This is a genomic window from Hamadaea sp. NPDC051192 (assembly GCF_040682475.1).
Classification (GTDB): Bacteria; Actinomycetota; Actinomycetes; order Mycobacteriales; family Micromonosporaceae; genus Hamadaea; species Hamadaea flava.
The window spans coordinates 1-26989 of the sequence record NZ_JBFBAZ010000066.1; the positions used below are offsets into that span (position 1 = coordinate 1).

Genomic DNA, 26989 nt, shown 5'->3' on the forward strand with positions numbered 1-26989 from the left:
CAGCGCCGTCGTCGTCACCGACGCCGCCGAGCTGGCCGGGCTCTCCGACGACGCGATCGCGTCGGCCCACGAGGCGGCCAAGGCCCGCGACCTCGACGGCTACGCGCTCACCCTCATCCTCCCGACCGCTCAGCCGCCGCTCGCGTCGCTCCACGACCGCGGCTTGCGCCAGCGGATCCATCAGACCTCGGTGGTACGCGGAGCGCAGAGCAACGACAACGACACGTCCGATCTCGTGCGCCGGATCGTCAAGTTGCGCGCCGAACGGGCGCGACTGCTGGGCTATCCGCATCACGCGGCGTACCAGATCGAGGACAACACCGCGCGGACCGCGGACGCCGCGCTGGGCATGCTGGCGAAGCTGGCGCCGGCGGCGGTGGCCAACGCGGAGGCCGAGCTGGCCGACCTGCAGGCGGTCGTGGACGCGGAGGGCGGCGGCTTCGCGGTCGAGGCCTGGGACTGGGCCTATTACACCGAGAAGGTCCGCAAGCAGCGCTACGACATCGACGAAAGCAAGCTGCGGCCGTACTTCGAGTTGGAGCGCGTGCTCGTCGACGGCGTCTTCCACGCCGCCGGCAAGCTCTACGGCCTGGGCTTCAGCGAGCGCCACGACCTGCCCGGCTACCACCCGGACGTGCGCGTCTTCGAGGTGTTCAACGAGGACGGGACGGCGCTCGGCCTGTTCTACGGAGACTTCTACACCCGCGACTCCAAGCGGGGCGGCGCCTGGATGAACAGCCTGGTGACCCAGTCGCACCTGTTCGGCTCCAAGCCGGTCGTCGTGAACAACCTCAACATCAGCAAGCCGCCGGCCGGTGAGCCGACGCTGCTCACGCTGGACGAGGTGCGGACGATGTTCCACGAGTTCGGGCACGCGCTGCACGGGCTCTTCTCCAACGTCCGCTACCCCAAGTTCACCGGTACGCGTGTCCCGCGCGACTTCGTGGAGTTCCCCTCCCAGGTGAACGAGGTCTGGATGCTGTGGCCTGAGGTGCTCAGCAACTACGCGACGCACTACCAGACCGGTGAGCGGCTGCCGCAGGAGATCGTCGACCGGCTGCAGGCGGCGGCGAAGTTCAACGAGGGCTTCGCCACGACCGAGTACCTCGCGGCCGCGTTGCTGGACTTGGCGTACCACACGTTGACCGTGGAAGACCTGGAAGCGCCGGGGCTGCTCGACGACGTGGTGGCGTTCGAGGCCGACGCGCTGACGAAGGCCGGGGTGAACGTGCCGGCGGTGCCGCCGCGCTACCGGACGACCTACTTCGCGCACATCTTCACCGGGTCGGCGTACAGCGCCGGGTACTACTCCTACATCTGGAGCGAGGTGCTCGACGCCGACACCGTCGAGTGGTTCAAGGAGCAGGGCGGTCTGCTCCGGAGCAGTGGCGACACGTTCCGCACGGAGCTGCTGTCGCGGGGCGGCACGGCGGACGCGCTCAGCTTCTTCCGGGGCTTCCGGGGCCGTGATCCGCAGATCGAGCCGCTGCTGACGCGCCGGGGCCTCGACCGCGCCTGACGCGTACGCCCTCTCCCTGCGCGCACGCCCTCCCCGCGCGTACGCCCTCCCTGCGCGTACGCCCTCTCCGGGCGGATCAGGGTTCTAGGTCGAATCTTGGCCCAAGATTCGACCTAGAACCCTGATCCAGCGCGGGCTGGAAGCGGTGACCGTTTTTCCGGGTACGCCCACCGGGGGCAGCGCGAACAGGTGGCCGAGCCCTAAGCTCCGCCGGTGTCCTCCGCTGATCTTGATCCCCCGACGCCGTCCCCGGTGACCGCGCGCCGTTCGACCGCCCGCCGGGTAGTGCTGCTGCTGGTCGCGTTCGCCCTGATCGTGGGCCTGCCGGGGGCGGCCGCCGCCGCGTACGCGTTCCGGCCGGACCGGCACTCGATCGTGCTGCCGCCCATGCCGACGCCGTCCCCGAAGCCGACGATCCCCACCTCCGTCGGGGACACGACTGCGTTGCGGATGCTGGTGGTCCGTGACGGCGTGGCGGCGGCCTTGACCAAGCTCGCCGGGGCGTTGCTGGCCCAGGACCAGGAGACGTACCTGCAGGTCGCGACGTCGCCGGGGGCGACGTCGATGCTGCGGCGGCAGTACCGCAACCTGACGGCGATGAAGGCCTCGGTGTACCGGGTCAACGCTGGGGCGCTGCTCGGCGGCGACAAACCGGGGCAATGGAAGGTCGCGCTGAACATCGACGTGTGCTTCGTCCGGCCGGACTGCGTCGCGGTGCGCGTCGTCGAGCCATCGGTCTGGCAGGACACCGCGGACGGGCCTCGGCTGATCGCCCTGAGTCCCAGCAAGACCGGCAGCCACTGGTACGAGAACACGCATCCGTGGGAGGTGGCCGATCTGTACGTGGCGATCGGGCCGCGGACGATGGTCGCCGCGACCGCCTCGCTCCGCGGTCGGCTGCCGGCTGCCCTGGCCGCAGCCGAGCAGGGCGCGGCCAAAGCCGACCAGTACGCCGTCGGTGGCCGGACGCCGGACCAGTATCGGGTCTACCTCGCGAGCAAGGGCGAGTGGAAGACGTGGTTCGGCGGGCAGCGCGCGAAATGGGCGATCGGCTACTCGATCTCGACGGGCCCGTACAGCGCCGATGTCGTGCTGAACAGCGCCGAGATCAGCGCGTCCTATCTGCCCGGCGTCATGCGGCACGAATTGACCCACACCGCGTCGGCGTACGGGACGTACTACTGGTCGAACAACTGGTGGCTGATCGAGGGCTACGCGGAGGCGGCCGAACATGGTCTGACCTGGGACGCGACCTCGGTGACCCGGCGCTTCGTGGACTCGGGCTGGAACGGAAAGCTGCCCGGGATCTCCCCGGCGGACAACGCTTCGGTCGCCGCGGCCAACGGCCGTTACGGCGTCGCCTTCCTGGCCGTCTACCGGCTGGAACAGCGATTCGGCCGGGCGGCGCTGGTCGATTTCGTCAATCGTGTCCTCCGCACCGGGCAGACCCCCGCCAGCGCGGCGCCCCTGTCGTTCCACGCCGAGTGGTCGGCGGTTCAGGCTGACTTGATCCGGTTCATCAAGCGCTACTGACCTGGGCCGACGGCCCCACCAAGATCAGTCGGCTACATTGGCGGGGCACGACCGCGCACCACCTCGCACAACGGGAGCTCCAGTGGCGTACCACCAGGTCATCTCGCCCGGCACCGGCGGCCTCACGCCGCGCGCGCACGTCGTCTCCGACGCGCCCCGGTTGAGTTTGAACGGGACCTGGCGGTTCCGTTGGCATCCGCGGGCGGGCGCGCCCGAGGATTTCGCGGACCCGGGGTTCGACGACGCGAGCTGGGCCGATCTGCCGGTGCCGTCGCACTGGCCGTTGCACGGTGACGGTGCGTGGGGTCGCCCGATCTACACGAACGTGCGCTTTCCCATCCCGATCGACCCGCCGTTCGTGCCGGACGAGAACCCGACCGGCGACCACCGGCTCGGCTTCGACCTGCCGGCGGACTGGCCCGGCGGTGACGCGGTGCTGCGGTTCGACGGCATCGAGTCGTGCGGCAAGGTCTGGCTGAACGGTGTCGAGCTGGGCATCACGTTCGGCTCGCGGCTGCCGGTCGAGTTCGCCGTCGGCCACCTGCTGCGGCCGACCGGCAACGTGGTCGCGGTCCGCGTGCACCAGTGGTCCGCAGGGACGTATGTCGAGGATCAGGACATGTGGTGGCTTCCGGGGATCTTCCGGGACGTCACCCTGATCGCCCGGCCGCCGGCTGGTCTGCCCGACATTCGCGTCACCAGCTTGTACGCGGAGAGCACCGGCCTGGGCACGCTGGTGGTCGAGGGGCCGGCCGGCGACGCCCGGGTGACCTGCGCCGAACTGGGCATCGACGTGGCGGCCGGGGAGTCGGTGAGCCGCCCGGTGCAGCCGTGGACGGCCGAGACGCCCCGGCTGTACCGGGTCGAGGTGGCGACCGCGACCGAGCGGGCCGTGGTGCAGGTCGGCTTCCGCACGGTGTCCATCGTGGACGGCGTACTGCGGGTGAACGGACGGCGGATCCTGCTCCGGGGGGTCAACCGGCACGAGTTCGACCCCGATCACGGCCGCGTCATGAGTGAGGAGCTGATGCGGGCGGACCTGCTGCTCATGAAGCGGCACAACATCAACGCCGTCCGGACCAGCCACTATCCGCCGCATCCGCGGTTCCTGGACCTGTGCGACGAGCTGGGTCTCTGGGTGATCGACGAGTGCGACCTCGAGACGCACGGCTTCGAGGAGACCGGCTGGCGGCGTAATCCGACCGGCGATCCAGCCTGGCGGGAGGCCCTGGTCGACCGGGCGGTCCGGATGGTCGCGCGGGATCGGAACCATCCCTCGATCATCCTGTGGTCGCTCGGCAACGAGGCGGGCGTCGGCGAGAACCTCGGACACATGGCCACGGCGATCCGGGAGCTCGACCCGACCCGTCCGCTGCACTACGAGGGCGACTGGTCCTGCCGGTACGTCGACGTCTACTCCCGCATGTACGCCCACCAGGACGAAGTCGCCCTGATCGGGCAGGGCACGGAGGTTGCGCTCGACGACGCGGAGCTGGACGCGCGGCGTCGCCAGATGCCGTTCATCCTGTGCGAGTACGGCCACGCCATGGGCAACGGACCCGGCGGCATCCTGGAGTACCAGCAGCTCTTCGAGCAGCACGACCGCCTCCAGGGCGGGTTCATCTGGGAGTGGATCGACCACGGGCTGCGTACCCGGGACGCCGAGGGCCGGGAGATCTACGGCTACGGCGGCGACTTCGGCGAGGAGTTGCACGACGGGAACTTCGTCTGCGACGGGCTGGTCTTCCCCGACCGTACGCCGTCGCCCGGGCTCCTGGAGTTCAAGAAGGTCGTCGAGCCGATCCGGCTGACGCGGGCCCCGTCAGGAGACGCCGTACGCGTCACGAACCGGTATGACTTCGCCGAGCTGACCGACATCCGGCTGCGCTGGTCGTACCAGGTGCAGGGGGTGGTCCTGGGCGCGGGCGAGCTGACCTGCCCGCCGCTCGCCGCCGGGGCGTACGCGGATCTGCCGCTGCCGCCCGCGCCGAAGGGCACGCCGGCGGGGGAGGCGTACTGGACGGTGCGGGCGGTGCTCGCCAAGGACACCCCATGGGCGCCCGCTGAGCACGAGATCGCGTGGGGTCAGTGGCAGGCGGTCGCCTGGTCTCCTAGGCCGCTCAACGCGACGCGACGGCAGCCCTCGTTGCAGCGGGTCGGCCCCGGGCGGTTCACCGACGGGCGGCTCACCGGCATCGGCGGGGTCACGTTCCACCCGCCCCGGTTGGACGTCTGGCGTGCGCCGACCGACAACGACGAAGGGTTCAACGGCAAACTGGCCGACGCGTGGCGGCAGCACGGGCTGGACCGCGTACGGGAGCGGCTCATCTCGTCCACTCTGGATGGTGACGCGCTCGTGGTGCGTACGCGGGCCGCGGCGGCCGCAGCGGACTTCGGGCTGTTCGCGACCTACCGGTGGACGGGCGACGACGAGCGGCTGCGCCTGGAGCTGTCGGTCGAGCCGGACGGGGACTGGCCGGTCGTGTTGCCCCGGCTCGGGCTGCGGTTCGGGCTGCCGGGTCTGATCGACGCGGTGACCTGGTACGGCGGCGGCCCCGGAGAGGCGTACGCCGACGTCCGGCAGGCGGCGCGGATCGGCCGCTTCGAGTCGACCGTCGACAAGCTGCAGACGCCGTACGTCATGCCGCAGGAGAACGGCTCCCGCATGGACGTCCGCTGGGCGGAGCTGACCGACTTCTCCGGGCTCGGCCTGCGTATCGAGGGCGACCCGGTCTTCCAGCTCACCGCCCGGCGGTGGACGTCGGAGCAGCTGGCGGCGGCCAAGCACGCACCAGACCTCGTCGCCGGAGAGCGGGTGTGGGTCAACGTCGACCTCGCGCAGCACGGGATCGGGTCGGCGTCGTGCGGGCCGAAGACGCTGCCGGCGTACGACCTGACGGCGGGCCCGATGTCGTTCGCGGTGACGTTCAGCGCGCTCGCGCTGGCCTGATTCGGAGGCGTACGCATTAGAATGCGCCAATGCGTGAGTGGCTGCGGCGTAACGGCTTCTGGCTCCGGGTCGAGGCCGGGCTGACCGTGCTCGGGCTGCTCGCCGTGGGCGTGGCCGGGCCGTTGCGCGTACCGTCCGAACAGGACGTGCTGGCCGGGCTCGCGCCCCAGGTGGTCGCGGCGTTGGAGCGGGTGTCGCCGGCTGAGCATCACAATCACGGGCACGAGGTGACCGCCGGCGACCGGGTGCTGTGCGCCGCCGAGCCGTTCGGCTTCGAACCGCCGGACGCCCAGCGCGTTTCCGAGGTGCGTGTGGCGTACGCGTATTACCTGTGCGCGGCCGCGCCACCCGGTACGCCGTGGGACCAGTCGGCCCGGATCTCCGGTCCGGTGGCCGTGCAGCTGAGCCAGCCGCCGGTGGTACGCATCGCGCAGGCCGGGGCGGGCTATCCCGAGCGGGTCAAGGCGCTGATCCCGGCGCGGTATCAGGCCCGGGTGAACGGGTTCGCCGACAGCGCGGTGCCGGCTCGGCTGCGGCAGCGCTATGAGGAGCAGGTGGCGGCTCAGGCCTGAGTACGCCAGCTGTGCTCGGGTTCGTAGCCGAGCACCTTGCGAGCCTTGTCGATGCTGAGCAGCGTCTCGGTGCCGGCGACCTCCCGGGTCACCGTGACGTCGGGGAAGACCTCGGCGGCCAGCTCCGCCGACGGGCGGCTCATCACGGTGTCGGCGTTGGCGATGATGAAGACCTCCAGGCCGGGTGTGGTGTATTCGAGCGCCTTGCGGACCGCCTGGGCGCCGTCGCGGGCGTCGATGTAGCCCCAGAGGTTCCACTTGCGCAGCCGTGCGTCGGCGTCGAACCCCGGGAAGCGGGGATAGTCGCCGGGCTCCATGACGTTGGAGAACCGCAGCCCGATCATCTTCAGTCGAGGGTCCCATCGGCAGAACTGTCCCGCGATGGTCTCGTCGACGAGCTTGCCCAGCGAGTACGCCGACTCCGGCCGGGGCGGATGCGTCTCGTCGATGGGGATGGCGAGCGGCGGGGTGTCCAGCGGCAGGCCGAGCAGCGTCTCGCTGGACGCCCAGACGATGTTGCGGATGCCGGCCACCCGTGCCGCCTCGAAGACGTTGTAGCTGGCCGTCACGTTGTTGTGGAAGATCACCGCGTTCGGGGCGACGCCGGGTGCGGGCAGGGCCGCCAGGTGCACCACCGCGTCGAGGTGGGCGTACCGGTCGTCGACGCCGCTCAGCGCGCCCGCGACCTGCCCGTAGTCGGTCAGGTCCACCCGGGTGAACCGGGCTCTGGGGTCGCTCGGCGGCACGACGTCCAGGACGTGCACCTCGTAGCCGTGGGCGAGCAGATCCGCCACGACTGCCCGGCCCAGCTTTCCGCTTCCTCCGGTCACCGCAACATGCGTCATGCCCTTATCCTGCCCGTACGCCGTCCGTGCCGACAAATCGCCGTTTTTCTGCGAACCGCCCAGAAGGGCCGCTAGGTTGATCCGCGGGACCACGGGAGGATCTCGGGAAGGGGACGTGCCCAAGATGCCCAGCAAGAAGACGTACATCGCGGCCGGCGTCATCGCCGCGGGTTCGGCGGCCGCAGTCACGGCGTACGCGGTGCGCCGCAAGCGCAGCCGTGACAAGGCTGTCGACGAAGAACTCGCCGTCCTGATCGACGAGGTCGAGGCCGAGCTGAGCGACTCGCCGCAGGCCGGCGACTCCGCCAGGAAGGCGGCCGCCACCGCGAAGGACGACTTGCTCGGCGCGAAGCCGGCCTTCGACGCCTGATCACCCGGCCGGGTGACACCGCTGGATCAGGGATGTGCGTGCTTCCGAGGCGCTCGGACAGCTGCATATCCCTGATCTGCGGCGGATCAGGTTTTCGTGAGGGCGGCGGTGACGCGTACCGCCTTGACGATGGCGGGGATCGAGCCGATGAGCAGCACGATGCCCCACACGATCCCGGTGACGGCGAAGATGATCGCGCCGATGTCGTCCAGGATGCTGACGAAGATCAGCGGCAGCAGGCCGTGCAGGAACTCCAGGCACAGCGTGCAGACCAGTGAGGTCAGGATCAGCAGCACGAGCCCCTTGTTCTGCAGGAACCGCGGCTGGGCCAGGATCAGCAGGATCGCCCAGGCCAGCTTGAGGAACATCAGCAGGCCGACGATGACCGAGGCCTTCGCGACCGGGAAGAATCCCCAGATCGCCAGGTACGCCATCGTCCCGAAGGGGAACGCGAAGACCAGCGAGATCATCACCATCAGCTCGATGAACGCGATGATGAGCATGACGATCGAGACGATGATCAGGATGATCGAGCCGATCAGGGTCGCGATGCCTTGCACTCGGCCCTGCACCCGGTCGGGCACGACCAGGCTCAGGGTGAACAGGCCGGTCGTGTAGAGCGCGATGATGTCGATGAAGGCCAGGTACATGATGCCCCGGCCGGGTGGCTCCGAGACGTTGCCGATGTCGCCGAGGTCGACGTCCATGCCGTCGGCGGTGTGGGCCAGCGCGCCGGAGGCGTCGAGCCCGCCGAGCATCAGCCCGGAGCCGAGTTCGACCAGCACGACGAGCGTGACCGCCAGGAAGGCCAGGAGCAGGAACGGTTTGCGTAGTTCGCCCATGTCTCCTCCCGGTCATCCGGCCGTCGCGACGACGGTGCACTGAGTGCCGAGACCAGGGCAGATCAGCTCGATCTCGGTTCGGGTGTCGACGGCGATCTGGGCGACCGCCTGATCCGGGGTCGGCGACGGCTGCGGCGACGGGTCGACGGTGTCCTTGACGTGCACGTCGGCTCCGCCGGGCGCGGGCGCCTTGACCGTGAACGTCTTGGAACTGCGCAGTGTCAGGGTCTTCAGTCCGCCCGGGTCGGCGACGGTCAGCGTGCACGAGCCGGTGAACGTGAAGGTGGCGGGTTTGCCGTCGACCGCGCAGGGCGCGGTGACCGTCGTCGGGTCCACCGCGGACTGCTTGGCCCCGAACCTGCCGAGCCAGCTCAGGAAATCGGGCGGATCGGCGGCGTCGCCCTCCCCGCGCCGGCCGCCGAGCCCGACAGCCAGCACGAAGAGGACGATCAGCACGACGGCGAGGCCGATCAGCAGCACCTTCTGCTTCGTGCTCACGGCTTCAGCAACGGGATCTTCGTGATGAGCACGAGGTCTCCCGGATTGATGAAGATGCCGCTGGAGGTGATCACGATCTGGTCGACGCCGGCGAAGTAGCCGCCGCTCGCCGCGTTCTTGCCGACGATGCGCAGGGTCAGCGTGTGGTTGCCGGCGGCCAGTTTGAACGAGCCGACGGTCAGCAGCCCGGTTTTGCGGACGTCCGCGGTGTAGCCCGCGAACGTGCCGCCGACGAGTTGACCGTCCACAGTCCACACCGTGTCGGCGTAGTCGAACGACGTCGTGCGTACGGTGCGCAGGGCGAGCGTGGCCTCGTGGTCGGTCTGGAAGGTGACCGACAGGGTCTCGTCCACGGCGTGCGCCTGGAACCACAGCTGCCGGTTGCCGCTCCAGGCGAAGCTGCAGCAGTTGTCCTGCACGACGACGGCGGTTGTGGCGTTCTTGCGGAACAGTTGCGCGGTGGGGACCAGGCTCTCGGCCTCCCAGGTGAGGTTGATCGGGGTGACCGGGGTGGGCGAGGCCGACGGCGACGGGCTGGTGCTCGGCAGCACCTCCGGCTTGCCCTTGTTCGACACGATCAGCCAGGTCACGATGCTGCCGACGAGCAGCACGAGGGCCACCGCGGCGGCGATCCACGGCCACATCGGCTTGGGCTTCTCCTTCGGCTTCCACTCGAAGGCGACCCGGCCGCTGGTCCGCGACGACTCCTCGGGCGCGGTGTTCGCCGAGTACGCCAGCCCGACGACGTCGGCGCGGGCGGGCGCGGTGCCGGCCGGGACCTTGAGCTTGACCAGGAATTCGACGGATTCGTTGGGGCCGACCCGCCGTTGCGGCTCGGCGACGGAGAACCAGTCGCGCTGCGCGCCGTCACCGGGGATCACATCGAAGACCACGGTGTCGGCGGCCGCGCCCGGATTGGTGACGCTGAACTTCAGTTCGCCGGCGTTCTCGGCGTTCAGAGTGAACTGCTCGGCGAGGGGGACCACGGCCCACTCGGTCGTCATGAGGGTGCTCCTAAGCAGTAGGAATGGGGGGCAGGGCAGGTTCGACGACCACCTCGAAGGTGGTGGCGGCCGGTTTCTCCACGGCGACCAGGCGGGTGACCAGGGCCAGCCGGTCGGCGGCGGCCGGGGGTACGCGGACGATCAGGTGGAAGGGACGATCGGCGGGCTCGACCACGGTGAACCCCGGTACGCCGGTCGCGACCTCCAGGGCGCGGCGCATCCCGTAGGGCGTACCGCGCCATTGGGCCAGGTGTGCCCCGATGGCGACCAGGTTGCGCAGGTCGCCGGGGCGGATCGGCAGCCGGGCCCCGGACGGGGAGGTGATCACCTCATCCAGGGCGACCCACCGGGTCAGGTATGCGGCCAGCGCCTCCGAGGTCCGGTACGCCGAGAAGAGCGAGTCGACGTCGGCGAGCAGCCGTTCGTCCGGCTCGTGCAGGGTCTCCATCGCGTCGAGCAGCGCGCCGAGCACGCTGCCCGGGACGGCGGCCCGCTGGTACGCGGCTGGGAGCAGCCGCTCAATCGCCGCTCGGCGCATCCTGCTGCACCACCTTGATGTCGTGCTCGCCGGAGCAGAGCAGCCAGGTGTCGGGGACGGTGACGACGTCGGCGGTGGACTGGTTGGCGCTGGGCGTCCACTCCACCGCGGCCGCGCTGCGGAAGACGCCGTTCGCGCCGCCGGCCAGGATCAGCCGTTCGACGGCGGAGGTGCCGCCGGTGCCGGCCGTGCCGACGGTGGCCCGGCCGACGGCGGGTGCCGCCGAGGTGGCCGGGACGACGGCGGCGGCGACCGCGTCGACCGGGACGAATCGCGTACGGTCGCGCAACGGCAGGCCGCAGTTCACCGACACGGTCTTCCAGCTGGGCTCGCTGGCCAGGGTGTCGAGGCTCAGCACGCCGCCGCTCTGGGTCGCCGCGACGGCCAGCCCGCCGGCGAAGTCGAGCGCCCGGCAGGTGCCGCCGGTCCACCCGCTCGCCAGGCCTTGCCATTTGACGTCGGTCTCGAACAGCCGGGTCCGATAGCAGCCGTGCCCCGGTTTCTTCGGATCGGCCTCACCGGTGCCGGTCCAGAGCAGCGTCGCCGGTCCGTCGTACTGGACGGCCAGCACCCGGCAGTCGCTGTTGGCCAGCCCGACGTTGGCGTACGAGCCGCTGCGGCCCGCGTTCGTCGACAGGTAGACGCCGAAGTTGGCCATCGACGCCAGCGCGACTCCGGCCACGCCGCGTTCGGAGACGAAGGTGCGTACGGAGTAGAAGCCGCGGTCGGCGTCGGTGGCGTCGACCTGGATCGGCAGGGGCACCGAGCCGGGCAGCAGCGGCACCTCGTAGAGCCCGGTGTCGGTCGCCACGAGCAGGATGCCGACGCCGTCCCGGTCGAGCCACGCCACGTCCTGCGCCTGGGAGTCCAGCCCGGACAGCTGGGTCCAGGTCTCGCCCAGGTCGGTCGTCAGGTGCACCCGGGAACCGGTTTCGCGTTGGGTCAGCACCGCGACCGAACCGGGCCGGGGCACGATGCCGGGGCGGGCGGGCGCCGGGGCGGGCACGACGCGGACGACCGTCTCGCCGTCGAACCGGCCGACCGCCTCCCAGCCCGCGCCGCCGTTGGTCGACCGGAACAGCACTCCGCCGGTCCCCGCATACCAGGTACGCGGCTGGTACTGGTCGGCGGCGAGGCAGCGTACGGTGGCGTCGGGCGCCTCGGCGACCACGAAGCGGACGTCGTCGACGTAGCGCACACCCGGCTCGGCCTGCTCCAACATTCGGTACACATTGGAGGCACGCAGCGGTTCGCCGAACGCCCAGCCGGTCGGGTTCAACGCCGTCGGCAGCGGGCTGAGCGTCTGGTACAGCCGGTCGTGGATACGACGGGCCACCGCCTCGGCGTCCTCCTCTCGGCGTACCACCACTGTGGCCTGAATGGAGACGGCCTTGTAGCGCGCCCAGGTGGCCCGGCAGCTCGTGCCCAGCGAGCGGCGCCGTTCGAGGTCGGCCTCGGCGCGGTCGCGCGCCTCCTCGACCTCGTGGTCGTGCAGCACCGCGACCGGCAGGCGACCGCCGGGCCGGGCCTCGTCGGGGACCGACGGGACCAGCACCACCTCGACCTCGCCGGGCCGCGCGAAGCTGTAGACGTCGGCGCGGGTGAAGGCGCGGGCGCGGGCGATCGCGCCGGACTTGGCCGCGAGGATCTCGTAGTCGCGCGCGGTGACCGCGCGCTGCTGGGCGAAGAACTCGTACGGCCCGCGCAGCATCGCGGAGTCCATCGACTCCATCGCCCGGCCGCCGCGTGCGGGCTGCGGGTTGGTCGTCTTCACGCCGGGCAGCGGGTCGCGCAGCCCGGTCAGGGTGTCCGCGGCGACGTTGCCCGCCGGGCCGCCGCCGGCGCGGTACCAGGCTCGCACCTGACGGCCCGCGGGCGGCACCGCGGCGAGGGCGGCCAGGCCGGTGGAGTTCTCCGGGGTACGCAGATCGACGGCGGGCGCGAAGGTGAAGGTGCCGGTGGAGCGGTCGACGACGTAGACCTTCGACGCCGGGCCCGCCTCGGCGAAGTTGGCGACCGGCCGCCAGATCTCGAAGGTACGCCCGTCGTGTTCGCGGGCGGCCGCGCCCAGTTCCACCGAACCGGCCGGGACCTCCACCCCGAGCAGCAGGTCCAGCGACTCGGCGGTATGAGCCAGCGGCGCGCGCGCCGCCCGCAGGACCTGACCGGGTTCGCCGGTGCCGGTGCCGATCAGTTCGGCCTCGACCAGCTCGCAGTGGTGCATGCGGACGGTGACCTCGGCCTGGCCGGCGGCCAGCAGCGCGGGTTCGGTGGTGACGAAGACGACCGGCTGCGGGTCGGCGCCCCGGGCCGCAGCCACACGGATGCCGGCTGGAATCCGGATCGTGCCCTGGTCGGACCCGGTCCGCGTGAAGGTCACGTCGGCCCAGGCGGCGGCCGGGGCGTGCCGGCTGACGCCGAGCAGGTTCAGGAACGCCACGTACGCCTTCTCCGGCAACTGGTTCAGCCGGTAGACCATCACCTCGGTGAGGTGTGCGAACGCCTCGACGAGCGCGATCCCGGGATCGTGCACCGACAGATCCCAGTCCGGGTGCGTACGCCGGATCCGGTCGCGCGCCTCGGTCACGAGGTCGAGGAAGGTGCGGTCGTCGAGGTTGGGCACGGGCAGGGTCATCGGAGGTCTCCCGCGTCTTCGGAGCCGGGCTGGGCATAGGGGTCGAGATCCACCGAGAAGGCCAGGACGCCCGGCGACAGGCTCGCCTTCACCCGGTAGTCGAGCCGGATGAGCAGCCGCCACGGCGCGTCCGGATCCGGGTGGGCGTCGACGTCGAGCACGTCCACGCGCGGCTCCCAGCGGGCGATCGCCTGGCGTACGTAGTGGATGGCCAGCCCGGCGGTGGTGTCGTCGTTGGGCGCGAAGACCAACCGATGCAGCCGGGAGCCGTAGCCGGGGCGCATCAGCCGCTCGCCCGGCGTCGTCGACAGCAGCAGGAACAGGGCCTGCCGCACGCTCTCGTCGCCCTCGGTCATGGCCAGCGTCCCGGCCGAGGTCAGCCCGAGCCCGCCGGTGACGGCCGCGTCGAACCCGGCGCCCAGGAACCGGATCGCCTTCATAGGTCGGACCTCACGTACGTCTGCTTCGGATCACGGACCTTGTAGTGCACGAAACCGGGCGGGGTGCCGTCGGTCAGGCCGTCCAGGTGCGACAGCACGACCTGGTGGCCGTCGATCTTCAGGCGTTCGCTGTAGCCGACGGCGACCTTCAAGGTCTTCGCGCACGGCTTGACGACCGGGCCGTAGTTGGGGCAGGCGACGATGTCGCGCCCTTCCGGATCGGTGGCGACCAGCACCGGAATACCGCCGATCGTGACCCACTGTTGCGACGCCAGGTTGGTCACCCGGCCGTCGTGGTCGCACTTGATCACCGACTCGAGGTCGATCCACTCCATCGCCGTGCCTCCCCTCAGCCGCTCTGCTTCGCCGCGGCGGCGGCCTGATCGGCCGCCGCCTGCGGGTCCTCGGGCGCGTCGGCGTGCTGGAAGTCGACGGTCCGGGCCCGGATGACCATCGCCTTGCCGGGCGCCTGGAGCACCAGCGGCGTCGCGGCGTGCAGCGTGGTCAGGTCCGGGGTCAGCTCCAGATAGCTGCCCACCTCGGTCTCCAGCCGGAGGCTGCGGCCACCGTCGTCGACCACGATCTTCTGCCCGTACGCCGTGCGCATCGACCAGCGCTGTGCCTTGCCGTCGTTGATCCCGGCGTCGTAAGGCTCGACAGCGCCGAACAACGAGCCCAGCACGATCCCGGCCGCCGGTTCGCCGCCCGGCAACGCCACGAGCACGGTGTCCCCCGGGTCGGGCAGCGCCACGATGCCCTTGCCGCGGCCCGCGCCCGGCAGCGCGACGGCGAGCCAGCCCGCGTCGAGACCCCCGTACGCCGGCAGGTCGATCCGCACCCGGCCCAGCCGATCGGGATCATCAACATCGGTCACCGAGCCCAGGGTCAGCACCGCGGCCGACGACTGCGCGGGAACCGGTGGCGGCTCGGTCGAGAACCGGGTCAGGTGCCCGGCGGCGTCGAGGGTGTGCACCACCTCGGTCAGCACGTACACCCCGCAGAACCGTTCGGCGACCCCGCCGATCGCGATCCGCCGCCCCGGCCGCAGCCGCCCGTCGCCGTCGGCCGTGCCGGTCGCGGTCGCCCAGGCGGCCGTCCGGGTGTCCAGCCAGGCCTGCGCGAGGGCGGCCAGCTCGTCGTCGCTGCGGCCGGGCTGGTTGACCGCGGTACGCGTACCGTCGGCCCCGACGTCGCCGGGATCGGGGCGCAGCGGGATCTTGCGGCCCGACCGCGCCGAACCGGCGGACTGCTCGATCAGCTCGGCCCGCTGCGGATGCCAGCCGAGCGCCGTGCTGTCACCGGCCGCCTGGTCGAGATTGGCCTCGACGCGTACGCCGATCAGCGAGGAGCCGAGGTCCAGCGGCACCGGGAAGCCGTAGCCGTCCAAAGTGATCAGACGCAGGGTGTCGCCGTCGACCGCCAGGTGCAGCCCGGCCCGCCCGGCGACCTCGACGAGCAGTTCCAGATCGGTCTGCCGGTGTTGCAGCAGCCGCTCGATCCGGGGGCCGTCGACTGACCGCACTCCTGGCGGCTCGCCCGAGAGGCTCCCCGGCGCTGCGTCCACGCTCAGGCCGGCCTTCCCGGCCAGCTCACCGGCGAGGTCGGCGACCGTCACCGATTCGAAGACCCGCAGCTCCTGATGCTTGCGCAGGCGATGCGACAGGTCGTACGCCCGCACCCGCAGCAGCGCCGCGCCATCGGCGGCGTACTCGATCTCGACGGCCGTCACCTCACCGGAGAACAGGTCGTCGGTCGTGTCGTCCAGGCGTACGGCCAGCGTCGCGCCGAGCGGGAACGTCGCCGGGTCGGCGCCCGAACCGGGATCGGCGGTGAAGGTCAGCTCGCACTGACCGGGTTGGTCGAGCCGGGCCGAGACGCGTACGCCGGCCAGCCGGGTCAGTGCCGACGGCGGCAGCGGCATCCCCTTCACCTGCACCGACAGCGCCCGGGGCGTCACGGCGGTCATTGGGCATCACCGGCCTTGCCCGTGCTCGGTGGTACGGCCAGCGCCGTGCCCGCCTCGACCTCGAACGGATTGGTGATGCGGTTGTGCTCGGCCAGCAGCCGCCACCGCAGCGGCGACCCCAGCGCGTCGTGGGCCAGCAGGTCGAACCGCACCCCGGTGCCACCCTGGACGCCGTCCTCGCCGGTGGCCCGGCCGTCGCCGGTCGCCACGATCGCCGTGCCGGGCGGGGCTGGCGTACTGGCCGCGGCCAGCTCCTCCTCGAAGCCGGCCTGCGCCTGATCGGCCGACTCCGCCACGCGGACGAGCTTCAACCGCAGCCAGGAGCGCTTCGGCGTACCGGTGAGGGTGAACGCGTCGAACCGCTCCGCGATGGCCACGATGATCCCGGGCACCAGCCAGGCCTTGCCCCACGCGAAGAACACCTTCGGCGGGCGTACCCAGCCGTGCTCGGTCGCCGAGTTCTCCGCGAGCATCCACAGCGGACGGGTCAGGGCGCGTACGTCGGTGGGGCGGGTCTGCGACTCCACGAAGTCGATGTCGAACAACAGGTCCAGGGTCAGCTCGGTACGCCCCCCGCCGGTGAACACCAACGGATCGTCGGCCAGCCCCTGCCCGGTGATCTGCCCGGCCGCCGACGACCGCGGGCGTACCCCGGCCAGCCGGGTGACCTGGACGGTCTCCGGATTGAGCAGGCAGTCCACGCGTACTCCGGTCTCGTCGATGAGGAAGGCGACCCGTTCCATCAGGCACCCGCCTGTTCCTTGTCGAGCCGGGCCAGCCGGTCGGTGGTGAACAACGGCGGCACGGCACTCCACAGCTCGGCGTCGTCCGGCAACTGCGGCCACGGATCCGCCACCGGCTCCGGCCCGCTCGCCTCCGGCGTACTTGTCTCTGGCACGCTCAGTTCCGGCCCGCTCCGTTCCAGCGCGCTCAGTTCCGGCCCGTCCAGCTCCGGCGGGTGGTACGCCCGCCACGCCGGCGCCATCGGCGTCTCCGCTCGGGCCGCCGTCACCATCGGATCAGGGATCTGGGTCGAATCTTGGGCCCGGGAGGCAGGCTTATCCGTGATCCGCTGCCCAAGGGGAGCGCGGGACGGCGGCCGGATCGGGGACGACGGCCGGATCGGGGACGACGGTCGGATCGGGGACGACGGCCGGTGCGGGGACGACGGCCGGATCGCGGGCGGCACTGGTAGCGGCGGTGTCGTCGTGACCCTTGCCGAAGGCACTTCGCCTGCGGCGCTGCCGGACCGCCGAGCCGGTGCGACCGGCGGCTCGCCCGGCAACGACGGCCACCGCGCCGGGCCCACCGGCGCGTCCCGCCCGGGCGTCACCACCGCAGCCGCCACCGGCGTCCCCGCTCGGGCCGCCGTTACCACCGGATCAGGGATATCCCTGGAATCTTGGGCCACGGAAGCATGCATATCCGTGATCTGCTGCCAACGACGGGATGGTGGGAGGGCGGCGGGTGGGATGGGGTCGGCGGACGGAACCGGCGACTCCGGGTACGCCGTTGTGCGTATCCCTTCGTCTGGAGCGGAACCGTCGCGGAGCAGGCCGGGCGCGTGGGCCGTGACCAGCGCGAGCCAGTGCTCGGGAGGCTGGCCGGGCCGGCGCGGCGCGGGCGGCAGGACCGGCGGCACGGGCGGCTGCAGGGCCGACGCGGCGCGTTGCAGCCGCGCGGCCGCCGCCAGCAGCACCCGCGCGAGCACTCCCCGGCTAGGAAGTGGGCTTCGCCGCCGTGCCACTGCCGGTCTCCAGTTCCAGGCTTTCGTAGGCGAGGGCGATCGACTCGATCGCGATCTCCTGCGCGAGCGTGTTGAGGTGCGCACCGCGCCACCGGGTCGGCCACGCGTTGATGACGTTCCAGCGCAGCACCTCGGTGGTGCCGGCCGCGTCGTACAGGGCGATGGACACGTTGCGGCGGCTGACCGTGCCCTTGGCCGCGCCGTTCACCCAGTCCCAGATCTCGCGGGACGACGTGAGTCCGAAGTGGAGAGTTATCGGCTCGTAGTCGACCTGGCCGGGCACGTAGCGGATGCGGTCGTTGCCCGCCTCCCGGTACGCCAGCCGCTGGATGGTGAACTCGAGCCCGGAGACCTCGGTGAAGTGCCCGTTGGTGACGCCGTTGATGAGCAGCTTGAAGTTGTACGCGCGGTAGGGGTCGACCGGCGCGCCCGGCTGCGGGGTGGCCTGTGCCATTGTCAGCTCCCAATCGTCTCGGTCTCGGTGCCGCCGGCCCACTGGCTCAGCTTGAACACCACGAACTCGGCCGGCTTGACCACCGCGATGCCGATGTGCGCGACCACCATGCCGGCGTCACGGACGTCGACCGGGTTGGTCTCCTCGTCGCACTTCACGAAGAACGCCTCTTCCGGCGTACGCCCCAGCAGCGCCCCGTCGCGCCAGACCCGGGTCAGGAAGGCGCCGATGTCCCGCCGGATCGACCGCCACAGCGAGAAGTCGTTGGGCTCGAACACCATCCACCGGGTGCCGTTGGCGATGGCCTGCTCCAGCGAGATCGTCAGCCGGCGTACGTTGAGATAGCGCCACTCGCTCGCCTCGGCGGCCAGGGTCCGGGCGCCCCAGACGCGGATGCCCTCCGCGGCGAACGACCGGATGCAGTTGACCCCCTTGGGGTTGAGCACGTCCTGCTCCGAGCGGGTCAGCTGACGGGCGAGGTCGACCGCGCCCCGGACCGGCTCGTTGGCCGGGGCCTTGTGCACCCCGCGCAGGGCGTCGGTACGCGCCCAGACCCCGGCGATGTGCCCGGACGGCGGGGTGTCGACGAGTTCCCCGGTCAGCGGGTCGCGCACGGTGATCCACGGGTAGTAGAAGGTGCCGAACTCCGACTGGCGCGGCCGGTTGCCGACGTCCTCCGGCGACGGAGCGGCCGGCGCGGGGTCGTCGGGCTTCGGCGGCTTGGCCGGCTTGTCGGTGGGCGTGCCGACCCGGGTCAGGCTGGCGATGTCGTCGACGTCCGGCGCGGGGTCGCAGATCGCGACCATGGTGCGCAGCCGCTCGGCCAGGCTCAGCAGGGCCTCGGTCGCGACCGCGCCGTGGAATCCGGGCGCGGCCACGATCGACAGCTCGTCGACCGTCTCCAGCAGTTGCAGGCCGGCCCGCTTGCGGCCGGTGCCGCTGATCTGGCCGTTCGCTCCGACGTTGACCACCCAGCACCGGGTGCCGCCGTTGTCGAAGAAGCCGAAGACCGCCCGGGACAACGGAGTGCCCTGCGGGTTGTCCACACCCGAGGCGAAGACGTTCAGGAACTCGGTCCAGTTGTTGACCGGGACCGCGCGGTCAGAGACGGCGTTCGGGTTGGGGGCGACCCCGACGAAGCCCGCCGTGCTGGTGCCCACCGCGCCGATCGGCCGCGCGCCACTGGGCACCTCCTCGACGTAGATGCCGGGGGAGAAGTAGTTGGGCATGTGAACTCCTCAGTCGTGAGGCTTTAGCGGGTAGGCAGGTCGCAGCGGAGGACGAGGTCCGGCTCGCCGGGATCGACGGCCGCGACGAAGATCCGGCCCCGGCCGACCAGGCGGAGGCGTACCTCGCCGGTGTCGGGCACGCCCGCGACGGTGAACCGCCCCTGGGCGTCGGTGACGGTGGCCAGCGTCGTGCCGAGCACCTCGACGCGGACGGCCGCCAGCGGGACGTCGCCAGGACCGGCGACGGTTCCGGCCAGCGTCCGCCGGGCGACGTGCTCGATCTTCAACGGGTGGAGCACCGGCGGGGCCGGCTGCTCGGCGTACGCGACGATCGCCGGGATGTCGACGAGCAGCGCCGGTCGCGGCGGTACGCCCAACGCCTGCCACAGGGCCGGATCGCCGGCCGTCAGCAGGATCTCGGGTTCCCCGGCGTGGACGGCGGCGGTCAGCACCCGGTCGAGGCTGCGTACCGCGTCGATCCCGGACGCCGTCACGAGGAAGCGCACGGTGAACCGGTACGGCTCGCGGGGACCGGTGCCGCGCGTCTGGCGCGCCGGGCGTACTTCCAGGAGGTAGACGGTGACGCTGCCAGGCTTTGGGCTGCCGTGGTGGTCGCCGCCCGTTGCAGCGCTGTCCACAATCGACACCCTGGGAACGGGCGCGTCCGGGTCGGCCAGGCGCGCGGTGACACCGGCCGTCCGCCCCAGCCAGTCGAGCAGCCGGGCGGTGGCCGCCTCGATGGGGCCGGGCCCGGGGTCGGTCATGCGGAGCATTCTGTGACGGGGCGATCACTATTCACAGTCGCCGATCCGTCACATGGGTGTCGCCGATCTAACGACAGCGGAGTCGCATTTGGGTGACGACACGTTGACGTTGTGTAGCTAGGCTGAGGGGTTGTCCTCCGTCAGGTGATCGTCCGTGAGTTCTTGGAGTTCGTGCTGCTTAGGCACGTCGCGGAGAGGCAGATACGGTTCGGCACGCGGGGGCAGTCCGGCCGCGATCGCCCGCGCGCGGCCGAGTTCGGCGTCGAACTCCGCGCCCAGCAGAACCGCCACATTGGTCAGCCACAGCCAGACGAGGAAGACGATCACCCCGCCGAGGGTTCCGTATGTCTTGTTGTACGACCCGAAATGGGCGACGTAGAAGGCGAACCCGGCGGACACCGCGATCCACAGCACCACGGCGAACAGGCTCCCCGGCGTGATCCAGCGGAAACCGCCCTGCCGCGCGTTCGGGGTGGCCCAGTAGAGCAGCGCGAGCATCATCGTCACGCCGAGGATCAGCGCGGGCCATTTCACCACGTCGAAGACGCGGATGCTCGCCTCCTCGAAGCCGAGCGCCTTGCCGGCCTGCGCGGCCAGCCGTCCGGTGAAGACGACGACCAGCGCGCTGACCGCGAGGAAGACGCCGGTGATCGCGGTGATGGCCAGCTGCACCGGCACCGTCTTCCAGAACGGACGGCCCTCGGGCACGTCGAAGATCCGGTTCGCCGCCCGCATGAACGATCCGATGTAGCCGGTCGCCGACCAGAACGCGATCACCAGACCGGCGACCGCCAGCAGCCCGGCGGTCTGGCGGCTCTCCCGCAGGTTGTCGATGCTGTCGGCGATGATCTGCTGGGCCGGTCCGGGCGTCAGCTCGCGGATGTTCGCCTCCACGGCGCTCGCGGTCGAGTCGCCCAGCAGGCCCACCGCGGCCACGAGGACCAGCAGACCCGGGAAGATCGACAGGATGCCGTAGTAGGTCAGGGCCGCGGCCATGTCACCCAGGTCGTCGGCCACGAATTCGGCGATCGTACGCCGGAAGACCCGGGCCCAGGCCCGGAAACCGAGGTCGGCGGGGCGACGCGGAGCACGTTTGAGCAGCCGGAGCAGGCGGTCGCGATGCAGCCGGCCGGGTTCGGCGCTGCGCGGCGTCTTGGGGGCCATGACCGTTGTTATACCCATGAGTGCGTCACTGTCATGCGCCACGCCGTCAGGGCTGGATCAGGGTTCTCGGTCGAATCTTGGGTCAAGATTCGACCCGGAACCCTGATCCAGCGCGGAATACGGTGCGGGAGCGGCGCGGAGGCGGCGCGAGCGCTGGTGTGAATAGCTAGGCGGTGGCGCGGTCGGACCATGCGGTACGCAGGGCCGCGACGGTCGCGCCGAGCGCTGGGCGTACCTCGGTCGCCTTGCGCCAGGCGACGACGACGCGGCGCGTCGGCACGGGGTCGACGGCGACGACGGCCGTGCCCGGGACGGTGTGCGTACGCGCCAGCCGGGGCACCAGGGCGACGCCGAGTCCGGCAGCGACCAGGGTCTGCTGGGTCTCGAATTCGCCGACGAGGAAGTCCGGGCGTACGCCGGGCAGCACCCGCAGCAGCCAGTCGTGGCAGATCGTGCCGGGCGGCGAGGCGATCCAGCGTTCGCCGACCGCTCGGGCCAGCGGGCCGGCCGGCGCACCGGCCAACCGGTGTCCACTAGGGACGATGAGGTCGGCGCGGTCGTGGCCGAGGGTCACATGGGCCACTCCGTCGGGCAGGACCAGGCCGATCTCCGGCCAGTCGTCGGCCACCGCCACGTCGGCCCGGCCCCGGATCAGCGCGTCCATCGCCTCGTACGGGTTGGTCTCGGCGATCCGGGTGGTCAGCTGCGGATGCTTGCCCGCCAGCTCGGCCAGCGCGCGGGGGAGCAGCCCCCGGCAGGCGGTCGCGAACGCCGCGATGGTCACCGTGCCCGTGACGTCCTGATGGTACGCGGCCAGCGCGGACTCGGCCTCGTCGACGGCGGCGAGCACCCGGGCGGCGTGGTCGGCGAGGATGTGCCCGGCGTCGGTCAGCCGCAATCCGCGCCCGTCCCGTTCGAGCAGCCGGGTCCCGGTCTCGCGGTCGAGCTTGGCGAGCTGCTGGCTGACCGCCGACGGGGTGATGTGCAGGGCGTCGGCGGCGGCGAGCACGCTGCCGTAGGTCGCGACCGCGTCGAGGGCACGGAGCCGTCCCAGATCCATGTAGCGGAGCTTAACTCAGCATGAAGAACAATTCGCTGGTGCTACATCGTGCGGTGAGCTGGGATAAGGCCATGCGACCGCGCGACATTCTGCTGGCCGTCGGCATCGCCGCCGTCTGGGGCCTGAACTTCATCTCGATCAAACTCGGCCTCGACCGGATGCCCGCGCTGCTGTTCTGCGCGCTGCGGCTGCTCGCGGTCGGCCTGCCACTGCTCGTGCTGCGCCGGGGGCCGGGCGTGCCGTGGCGCTGGGTGGTCGCCTCCGCGCTGACGTTGGGCGTACTGCACTTCTCGTTGTTCTTCTGGGGTATCGCCGAGGGAATGCCGGCCGGGCTGACCTCACTGGTCCTGCAGAGCCAGGCGATCTTCACCGTCCTGCTGGCCATGCCCCTGCTGCGGGAACGCCCCGGGCCCCGGCAGCTCGCCGGGCTGGCACTGGCGACCGGTGGCATGGCCGTGGTCGCCGCCGGGGTGGGCGGAGAACGGCCGCCGCTCGCCTTCGCCCTGGTCCTCGGGTCGGCGGTGTTCTGGGGGCTGAACAACGTCATCATGCGCCGGGCGGCCCCGCCCGACATGGCGCGCTTCATGATGTGGGTCGGCGCGGTCGGCGGCCTGCCGCTGCTCGGGATCTCCGTCGCCGTCGAGGGGCTCGACGCCGACCTCGCGGCGGTGCGCGGGATCGACGGCACCGCGCTCGGGGCGATCGCGTACACCAGCGCGTTGTCGACCATCGTGGGCTTCGGGCTGTGGGGCGTGCTCATCCGCCGGTACGGCGCGGGAACCGTCGCGCCGTTCTCGATGCTCGTCCCCTTCTTCGGGATGTCCAGCGCCGCGCTCTTCCTCGGCGAGCGGCTCGAACCCACCGACATCCTCGGCGGACTGCTCGTGGTCGGCGGCATCCTGCTCGGCGCGCTGCGGCGGATGACGCGTTCGTCTCAGCCGCCGGACTCGGACCGGGCCGCGACGCCGGAGCCTGTACTTTCGAGGACATGACGGTTGCCGTACGGGTCATCCCCTGCCTCGACGTCGACGCCGGCCGGGTGGTGAAGGGCGTCAACTTCACCGACCTCCGGGACGCCGGCGACCCGGTCGAACTGGCCGCCGCGTACGACGCGGCCGGGGCCGACGAGGTGACCTTCCTCGACGTGAGCGCCAGCTCCGAGGGGCGCGGCACGATGCTGGAGGTCGTCCGGCGGACGGCGGAGACGGTGTTCATCCCGCTCACCGTCGGCGGCGGCGTCCGCAGCGTGGCCGATGTCGACGTGCTGCTGCGCGCGGGCGCGGACAAGGTCGGCGTGAACACCGCGGCATTGGCCCGGCCGGAACTGATCGGCGAGATCGCCGAGCGGTTCGGCAACCAGGTGCTCGTGCTGTCCCTCGACGTCCGGCGTACGCTCGACCGCCTGCCGCACGCGCCGAGCGGCTTCGAGGTCACCACGCACGGCGGGCGCAAACCGGCCGGGGTCGACGCCGTCGAATGGGCGCGCCGGGCCGAGGAGCTGGGCGCGGGGGAGATCCTGCTCAACTCGATGGACGCCGACGGCACCAAGGGCGGGTTCGATCTGGAACTGATCTCCGCCGTCCGGGCGGCGGTCGACATCCCGGTGATCGCCAGCGGCGGCGCCGGACGCGCGGAGGACTTCCCGCCCGCGATCGACGCCGGCGCCGACGCCGTTCTCGCGGCGAGCGTCTTCCACTTCGGCGAGGTCACCATCGCCGAGGTGAAGGGCGCGCTCGCGGCGGCCGGACATCCGGTCAGAATCTGACGTTCTCCGATCTCTCCTGGTGCGGTAGCGTCCCGGACGTGACCCAGACGAACACCGTGCTGCGGCCACCGGCGCCCGGACCTCGCCCGCAGACGCTGCTGTGGGTGCTGCTGGGCGCGTTGCCCCTGCTGATCGCGGTCGGGTACGCCTCCGGCGTGCTGCTGGCCAAGCGGGCCAACGCGATCGACGCCGCGGCGCTGGTACGCCCGTCGGCCGCCGCGCTCGCCCCGTCGTCGTCGGCGTCGAGTACGCGTACGCCGAGCCCGGCGCCCGCGCCGACCTGGCTCACCTCGACGAAGCAGCCCTCGCTACGGCAGGTTTCGGGCAAGCCGGTGCTGGGACCGGTCTACGTCGCCCGGGACACCACCTACACGGCCGCCTTCCCCGGCTGGCCCTTCGCCTTCCGGCTGCCCGAGGAGTGGAACTGCGTCAACGGCGACACTCTCCCGGCCGCCCCTACGGCGTACCGCAAGGTGTGCGTGGACGAGAAGTCCGTGGCGAGCAAGCAGGCGGTGGTCCTGAGCCTGGTGCGCTGCGAGCGTGACTGCACCACGGCGCGGATGCGCGAGTGGGCCTTGAGCTGGCTCGCGCAGGCGGGCACCCCGGTACGCGACACCGCCCGGACCTGGCATGTCGAGACGCCTCAGGACGCGCGGGGCTTGTGGGTGCTCGACCTCGCGCACGTGTTCAGCCGGTCCGGCGAGGATTACCTCGTGGTCCTGTACGCCCAGTCTCCGGCTACCGACCGCGCTGTTCCCCTGAAGATCGTCAACGACATCGTCACCCAAGCCGGCTGATCACGCCGCAGCGGGAGCGGGTTCGGGAGCGGCCTCGGTCGAGGCGGTGACGGCGGGGGTGCTCCGGACGGCGAACAGCGGGATGAAGACCTGGGCGAGCGGCCCGATGGCGAGCGCGTAGAGCACCGTTCCGACGCCGAACGTGCCACCGAGCAGGAAACCGATCACCACGACCACGACCTCGATCGAGGTCCGGGCGACCCGAATGGACAGGCCGCGCTTGGCCAGGCCGGTCATCAACCCGTCACGCGGGCCGGGGCCGAAGTGGGCCCCGATGTAGAGGCCAGTCGCGACCGCGTTGAGCAGTACGCCTCCGAGCAGGTAGCCGATGCGTACCCACATCGCCCGGGGTTCGGGGAGCACGAGCGCGGTCAGGTCGACGAACGGCCCGATCAGCAGCATGTTCGCGATGGTGCCCAGACCGGGCTTCTGCCGGAGTGGGATCCAGCACAGCAGCACGACCGCCGCGACGAGGACGACGATGGTGCCTATCGTCAGCCCGGTCTTGGTGTGCAAGCCCTGGTCGAGGACGCTCCACGGCTGGTTGCCGAGGTGCGCCGCGATCATGAGCTGGATGCTCACGCCGTACAGCGCCAGGCCGGTCACGAGGCGGATCAGCCGGCTGACGGTCTTGTCACCAAAGCGCATGCGTGCAACTCTAGGGCCGAGTGGCCTGTCGTAAAGTGGCCAATTGACGGGAGGTGGCCTCATGAGTGGCTTGGTACGCGGTGGCCAGCTGGCTCGTCTGCTCGGCGAATGGCACGCGCTGCCGGCCCGCCGGCGCAGCCCCGACTACCTGGCGCTGGCCGGAGCCGTGCGCGGCCTGCTCACCGACGGCCGCCTGGCCCTGGGCGTACGCCTCCCGGCCGAGCGCGAACTGGCCGAAGCACTGGGGATCTCCCGGACGACGGTCTCGGCCGCGTACCGGGAGCTGCGTGATTCCGGCCACCTCGCGAGCCGCCGCGGCTCGGGCAGCTGGACGACGCTCCCCGAAGGCATGCGCGTCGGGGCCAGCGGGCTGTGGGGACCGGCGCCGCAAGCCGAGGCGGGCATCATCGACCTGAGCTGCGCGGCCCCGTCCGCCCCGCCCGAGCTGGTGGAGGCGGCCCGGGCCGCCGTCGACGACCTGCCGGCGTACCTGGGGCAGGTCGGCTATTGGCCATGCGGCCTCGACGTGCTGCGCGAGGTGGTCGCCGACCGATACACCGCGCGCGGCCTGCCGACCCGGCCCGAACAGATCCTCATCACCAACGGCACCCAGCACGCGCTCGACCTGGTCATCCGGCTGCACGTGCACCCCGGGGCGCCGGTGCTCACCGAGTCGCCGACCTACCCGGGTGCGCTCGCCGCGCTCGCCGGGGCCCGGGCGCGCATCGCGACGTACGGGCTCGGCCACGACGGCTGGGACGGCGAGCTGCTGCTCGACACCCTGCGGCAGACCCGGCCGCGGCTGGCGTACCTGGTGCCCGAGTTCCAGAACCCGACCGGTCATCTGATGCCGGTCAAGCTGCGCGAACAGCTTCCCGCGGTGGCACACAGCGCCGGGGTCGACCTCGTCATCGACGAGTCCTTCGTGGACATGCACCTGTTCGACGACGGCGCCACGATGCCCCCGCCGGTGGCCGCCTTCGACCGGCACAGCCGGGTGATGACGATCGGCGGACTGTCCAAACCGTACTGGGGCGGCATGCGGATCGGCTGGATCCGGGCCGCCGCGCCACTGGTCCAGCGCCTCGCCGCGGTCCGGGTCGGCGTCGACATGGCCAGCCCCGTGCTCGACCAGCTCGTGGCGGTCCGGCTCCTGGCGTACGGGCCGGAGGTGGTCGACGCCCGCCGGCCCGGCCTGCGCGCCCGGCGCGACACCCTGCTCAAGGCGCTTGCGGAGCGGCTGCCGGAATGGCGGGTCAGCGTCCCGGACGGCGGACTGACCCTGTGGGCCGAACTCGACGCGCCCGTCTCCAGCGCGTTGGCGCGCGCCGCCGAGAGCCATGGCGTACGCCTGGCGCCGGGGCCACGGTTCGGTGTGGACGGCACGCTGGAGCGCTTCCTGCGCCTGCCGTTCACGCTGCCCGAACAGGATCTGGTGGACGCGGTGGACCGGATCGCCGCCGCGCGCTTCGACCTCGACCGCGCCCCGGACCGGGTGATCTACGCCGCCGAACAGGCCCTCATCGCCTGACCCCGCTCGCCCCGCCGCTCGCCCCGCCGCTCGCCCCGCCGTCCCTCACCCCGCGGCTCGCTTACGCTCGCCCGCCTCGCTCCACCCCGTTGATCATGGAGTTAACTGCCGTCTCGAC

At 71.5% G+C, this 26989-nt stretch carries 27 protein-coding genes; 9 read left to right on the forward strand and 18 right to left on the reverse strand.

Features of this window, described 5'->3' with window-relative positions; genetic code table 11:
• The 4 genes from AB0M47_RS25265 to AB0M47_RS25280 all read left to right on the forward strand — a co-directional run.
• A partial coding sequence (locus AB0M47_RS25265; protein WP_363418287.1) for a M3 family metallopeptidase occupies positions 1-1519 on the forward strand: 1519 nt, incomplete at its 5' end.
• A 213-nt stretch (positions 1520-1732) separates the two neighbouring features.
• Positions 1733-3052: a hypothetical protein gene (locus AB0M47_RS25270; protein WP_363418289.1), complete on the forward strand. Its 1320-nt coding sequence runs from the start codon at positions 1733-1735 to the stop codon at positions 3050-3052.
• 82 nt (positions 3053-3134) lie between these two features.
• Complete coding sequence (locus tag AB0M47_RS25275) at positions 3135-6002, forward strand: glycoside hydrolase family 2 TIM barrel-domain containing protein (protein ID WP_363418291.1); 2868 nt, start codon at positions 3135-3137, stop codon at positions 6000-6002.
• 29 nt (positions 6003-6031) lie between these two features.
• A complete protein-coding gene (locus AB0M47_RS25280; RefSeq protein WP_363418293.1) occupies positions 6032-6574 on the forward strand; it encodes a hypothetical protein in 543 nt (180 codons plus the stop codon).
• On the opposite strand, the gene AB0M47_RS25285 is transcribed toward AB0M47_RS25280, so the two are convergent.
• A complete protein-coding gene (locus AB0M47_RS25285) occupies positions 6565-7419 on the reverse strand; it encodes an NAD(P)-dependent oxidoreductase (protein WP_363418295.1) in 855 nt (284 codons plus the stop codon). The two genes, AB0M47_RS25280 and AB0M47_RS25285, sit on opposite strands and share 10 nt — an antisense overlap.
• 115 nt (positions 7420-7534) lie before the next feature.
• On the opposite strand from AB0M47_RS25285, the gene AB0M47_RS25290 reads away from it, so the two are divergent.
• Positions 7535-7789 carry a hypothetical protein gene (locus AB0M47_RS25290; protein WP_363418297.1) on the forward strand — a complete coding sequence of 85 codons (255 nt, stop codon included), beginning with the start codon at positions 7535-7537 and terminating at the stop codon, positions 7787-7789.
• A gap of 86 nt (positions 7790-7875) precedes the next feature.
• Here the strand turns inward: AB0M47_RS25290 and AB0M47_RS25295 are convergent, their stop codons facing one another.
• The 16 genes from AB0M47_RS25295 to AB0M47_RS25370 form a co-directional block, all read right to left on the reverse strand.
• Positions 7876-8631, reverse strand: coding sequence for a hypothetical protein (locus tag AB0M47_RS25295; protein WP_363418299.1), 756 nt, complete (start codon positions 8629-8631; stop codon positions 7876-7878).
• 12 nt (positions 8632-8643) lie between these two features.
• The gene (locus AB0M47_RS25300; protein ID WP_363418301.1) at positions 8644-9129 is read right to left on the reverse strand and encodes a hypothetical protein; all 486 of its coding nucleotides are present in this window, start codon (positions 9127-9129) and stop codon (positions 8644-8646) included.
• A complete protein-coding gene (locus AB0M47_RS25305; protein ID WP_363418303.1) occupies positions 9126-10133 on the reverse strand; it encodes a hypothetical protein in 1008 nt (335 codons plus the stop codon). The genes AB0M47_RS25300 and AB0M47_RS25305 overlap by 4 nt, the downstream gene beginning before the upstream one ends.
• Positions 10134-10143: 10 nt before the next feature.
• The gene (locus tag AB0M47_RS25310) at positions 10144-10671 is read right to left on the reverse strand and encodes a phage tail protein (protein ID WP_363418305.1); all 528 of its coding nucleotides are present in this window, start codon (positions 10669-10671) and stop codon (positions 10144-10146) included.
• Positions 10652-13306 (reverse strand): putative baseplate assembly protein, encoded by a 2655-nt coding sequence (locus AB0M47_RS25315; protein ID WP_363418307.1) that lies wholly within the window; start codon positions 13304-13306, stop codon positions 10652-10654. Before AB0M47_RS25315 ends, AB0M47_RS25310 begins: the two co-directional genes overlap by 20 nt.
• Complete coding sequence (locus tag AB0M47_RS25320) at positions 13303-13746, reverse strand: GPW/gp25 family protein (RefSeq protein ID WP_363418309.1); 444 nt, start codon at positions 13744-13746, stop codon at positions 13303-13305. Before AB0M47_RS25320 ends, AB0M47_RS25315 begins: the two co-directional genes overlap by 4 nt.
• Positions 13743-14081 (reverse strand): hypothetical protein, encoded by a 339-nt coding sequence (locus tag AB0M47_RS25325; protein ID WP_363418310.1) that lies wholly within the window; start codon positions 14079-14081, stop codon positions 13743-13745. The genes AB0M47_RS25320 and AB0M47_RS25325 overlap by 4 nt, the downstream gene beginning before the upstream one ends.
• Before the next feature lie 14 nt (positions 14082-14095).
• Positions 14096-15712 (reverse strand): phage baseplate assembly protein V, encoded by a 1617-nt coding sequence (locus AB0M47_RS25330; RefSeq protein ID WP_363418312.1) that lies wholly within the window; start codon positions 15710-15712, stop codon positions 14096-14098.
• The gene (locus tag AB0M47_RS25335; RefSeq protein ID WP_363418314.1) at positions 15709-16455 is read right to left on the reverse strand and encodes a hypothetical protein; all 747 of its coding nucleotides are present in this window, start codon (positions 16453-16455) and stop codon (positions 15709-15711) included. The genes AB0M47_RS25330 and AB0M47_RS25335 overlap by 4 nt, the downstream gene beginning before the upstream one ends.
• Positions 16455-16697, reverse strand: a complete 243-nt coding sequence (locus tag AB0M47_RS25340; protein WP_363418315.1) for a hypothetical protein — start codon at positions 16695-16697, stop codon at positions 16455-16457. Before AB0M47_RS25340 ends, AB0M47_RS25335 begins: the two co-directional genes overlap by 1 nt.
• Positions 16698-16770: 73 nt before the next feature.
• Positions 16771-17007 (reverse strand): hypothetical protein, encoded by a 237-nt coding sequence (locus AB0M47_RS25345; protein ID WP_363418316.1) that lies wholly within the window; start codon positions 17005-17007, stop codon positions 16771-16773.
• Positions 17008-17430: 423 nt separating this feature from the next.
• A complete protein-coding gene (locus tag AB0M47_RS25350; RefSeq protein ID WP_253761625.1) occupies positions 17431-17913 on the reverse strand; it encodes a phage tail protein in 483 nt (160 codons plus the stop codon).
• Positions 17914-17915: 2 nt separating this feature from the next.
• A complete protein-coding gene (locus AB0M47_RS25355) occupies positions 17916-19142 on the reverse strand; it encodes a phage tail sheath subtilisin-like domain-containing protein (RefSeq protein WP_363418318.1) in 1227 nt (408 codons plus the stop codon).
• Positions 19143-19165: 23 nt separating this feature from the next.
• Positions 19166-19906: a carboxypeptidase regulatory-like domain-containing protein gene (locus tag AB0M47_RS25360; RefSeq protein WP_363418320.1), complete on the reverse strand. Its 741-nt coding sequence runs from the start codon at positions 19904-19906 to the stop codon at positions 19166-19168.
• A 117-nt stretch (positions 19907-20023) separates the two neighbouring features.
• Positions 20024-21070, reverse strand: a complete 1047-nt coding sequence (locus tag AB0M47_RS25365) for a YihY/virulence factor BrkB family protein (RefSeq protein ID WP_363418322.1) — start codon at positions 21068-21070, stop codon at positions 20024-20026.
• Between the two features lie 166 nt (positions 21071-21236).
• Positions 21237-22130 (reverse strand): LysR substrate-binding domain-containing protein, encoded by an 894-nt coding sequence (locus AB0M47_RS25370; protein ID WP_363418324.1) that lies wholly within the window; start codon positions 22128-22130, stop codon positions 21237-21239.
• Between the two features lie 71 nt (positions 22131-22201).
• On the opposite strand from AB0M47_RS25370, the gene AB0M47_RS25375 reads away from it, so the two are divergent.
• From AB0M47_RS25375 to AB0M47_RS25385, 3 genes are read left to right on the forward strand one after another with little or no spacing between them, the layout of a single operon-like run.
• Complete coding sequence (locus tag AB0M47_RS25375) at positions 22202-23122, forward strand: EamA family transporter (protein WP_363418325.1); 921 nt, start codon at positions 22202-22204, stop codon at positions 23120-23122.
• Positions 23119-23895, forward strand: a complete 777-nt coding sequence (gene hisF / locus AB0M47_RS25380) for an imidazole glycerol phosphate synthase subunit HisF (protein ID WP_363418327.1) — start codon at positions 23119-23121, stop codon at positions 23893-23895. The genes AB0M47_RS25375 and hisF overlap by 4 nt, the downstream gene beginning before the upstream one ends.
• Positions 23896-23933: 38 nt before the next feature.
• A complete protein-coding gene (locus AB0M47_RS25385) occupies positions 23934-24692 on the forward strand; it encodes a hypothetical protein (RefSeq protein WP_363418329.1) in 759 nt (252 codons plus the stop codon).
• Here AB0M47_RS25385 and AB0M47_RS25390 read toward each other — a convergent pair whose 3' ends face one another.
• A complete protein-coding gene (locus AB0M47_RS25390) occupies positions 24693-25340 on the reverse strand; it encodes a hypothetical protein (protein ID WP_363418331.1) in 648 nt (215 codons plus the stop codon).
• 61 nt (positions 25341-25401) lie between these two features.
• Between AB0M47_RS25390 and AB0M47_RS25395 the strand changes: the two genes are divergently transcribed.
• Positions 25402-26871, forward strand: coding sequence for a PLP-dependent aminotransferase family protein (locus AB0M47_RS25395; RefSeq protein ID WP_363418333.1), 1470 nt, complete (start codon positions 25402-25404; stop codon positions 26869-26871).
• Positions 26872-26989 lie beyond the last annotated feature (118 nt).

What these genes read in the sequence shown, in the direction of transcription:
- AB0M47_RS25280 (WP_363418293.1), top strand. Translation starts at nt 6,032, where the DNA reads ATGCGTGAGTGGCTGCGGCGTAACGGCTTCTGGCTCCGGGTCGAGGCC.
- AB0M47_RS25285 (WP_363418295.1), bottom strand. Translation starts at nt 7,419, where the DNA reads ATGACGCATGTTGCGGTGACCGGAGGAAGCGGAAAGCTGGGCCGGGCA.
- AB0M47_RS25295 (WP_363418299.1), bottom strand. Translation starts at nt 8,631, where the DNA reads ATGGGCGAACTACGCAAACCGTTCCTGCTCCTGGCCTTCCTGGCGGTC.
- AB0M47_RS25305 (WP_363418303.1), bottom strand. Translation starts at nt 10,133, where the DNA reads ATGACGACCGAGTGGGCCGTGGTCCCCCTCGCCGAGCAGTTCACTCTG.
- AB0M47_RS25310 (WP_363418305.1), bottom strand. Translation starts at nt 10,671, where the DNA reads ATGCGCCGAGCGGCGATTGAGCGGCTGCTCCCAGCCGCGTACCAGCGG.
- AB0M47_RS25315 (WP_363418307.1), bottom strand. Translation starts at nt 13,306, where the DNA reads ATGACCCTGCCCGTGCCCAACCTCGACGACCGCACCTTCCTCGACCTC.
- AB0M47_RS25320 (WP_363418309.1), bottom strand. Translation starts at nt 13,746, where the DNA reads ATGAAGGCGATCCGGTTCCTGGGCGCCGGGTTCGACGCGGCCGTCACC.
- AB0M47_RS25325 (WP_363418310.1), bottom strand. Translation starts at nt 14,081, where the DNA reads ATGGAGTGGATCGACCTCGAGTCGGTGATCAAGTGCGACCACGACGGC.
- AB0M47_RS25330 (WP_363418312.1), bottom strand. Translation starts at nt 15,712, where the DNA reads ATGACCGCCGTGACGCCCCGGGCGCTGTCGGTGCAGGTGAAGGGGATG.
- AB0M47_RS25335 (WP_363418314.1), bottom strand. Translation starts at nt 16,455, where the DNA reads ATGGAACGGGTCGCCTTCCTCATCGACGAGACCGGAGTACGCGTGGAC.
- AB0M47_RS25340 (WP_363418315.1), bottom strand. Translation starts at nt 16,697, where the DNA reads ATGGCGCCGGCGTGGCGGGCGTACCACCCGCCGGAGCTGGACGGGCCG.
- AB0M47_RS25350 (WP_253761625.1), bottom strand. Translation starts at nt 17,913, where the DNA reads ATGGCACAGGCCACCCCGCAGCCGGGCGCGCCGGTCGACCCCTACCGC.
- AB0M47_RS25355 (WP_363418318.1), bottom strand. Translation starts at nt 19,142, where the DNA reads ATGCCCAACTACTTCTCCCCCGGCATCTACGTCGAGGAGGTGCCCAGT.
- AB0M47_RS25360 (WP_363418320.1), bottom strand. Translation starts at nt 19,906, where the DNA reads ATGACCGACCCCGGGCCCGGCCCCATCGAGGCGGCCACCGCCCGGCTG.
- AB0M47_RS25365 (WP_363418322.1), bottom strand. Translation starts at nt 21,070, where the DNA reads ATGGCCCCCAAGACGCCGCGCAGCGCCGAACCCGGCCGGCTGCATCGC.
- AB0M47_RS25370 (WP_363418324.1), bottom strand. Translation starts at nt 22,130, where the DNA reads ATGGATCTGGGACGGCTCCGTGCCCTCGACGCGGTCGCGACCTACGGC.
- AB0M47_RS25375 (WP_363418325.1), top strand. Translation starts at nt 22,202, where the DNA reads ATGCGACCGCGCGACATTCTGCTGGCCGTCGGCATCGCCGCCGTCTGG.
- hisF (WP_363418327.1), top strand. Translation starts at nt 23,119, where the DNA reads ATGACGGTTGCCGTACGGGTCATCCCCTGCCTCGACGTCGACGCCGGC.
- AB0M47_RS25390 (WP_363418331.1), bottom strand. Translation starts at nt 25,340, where the DNA reads ATGCGCTTTGGTGACAAGACCGTCAGCCGGCTGATCCGCCTCGTGACC.
- AB0M47_RS25395 (WP_363418333.1), top strand. Translation starts at nt 25,402, where the DNA reads ATGAGTGGCTTGGTACGCGGTGGCCAGCTGGCTCGTCTGCTCGGCGAA.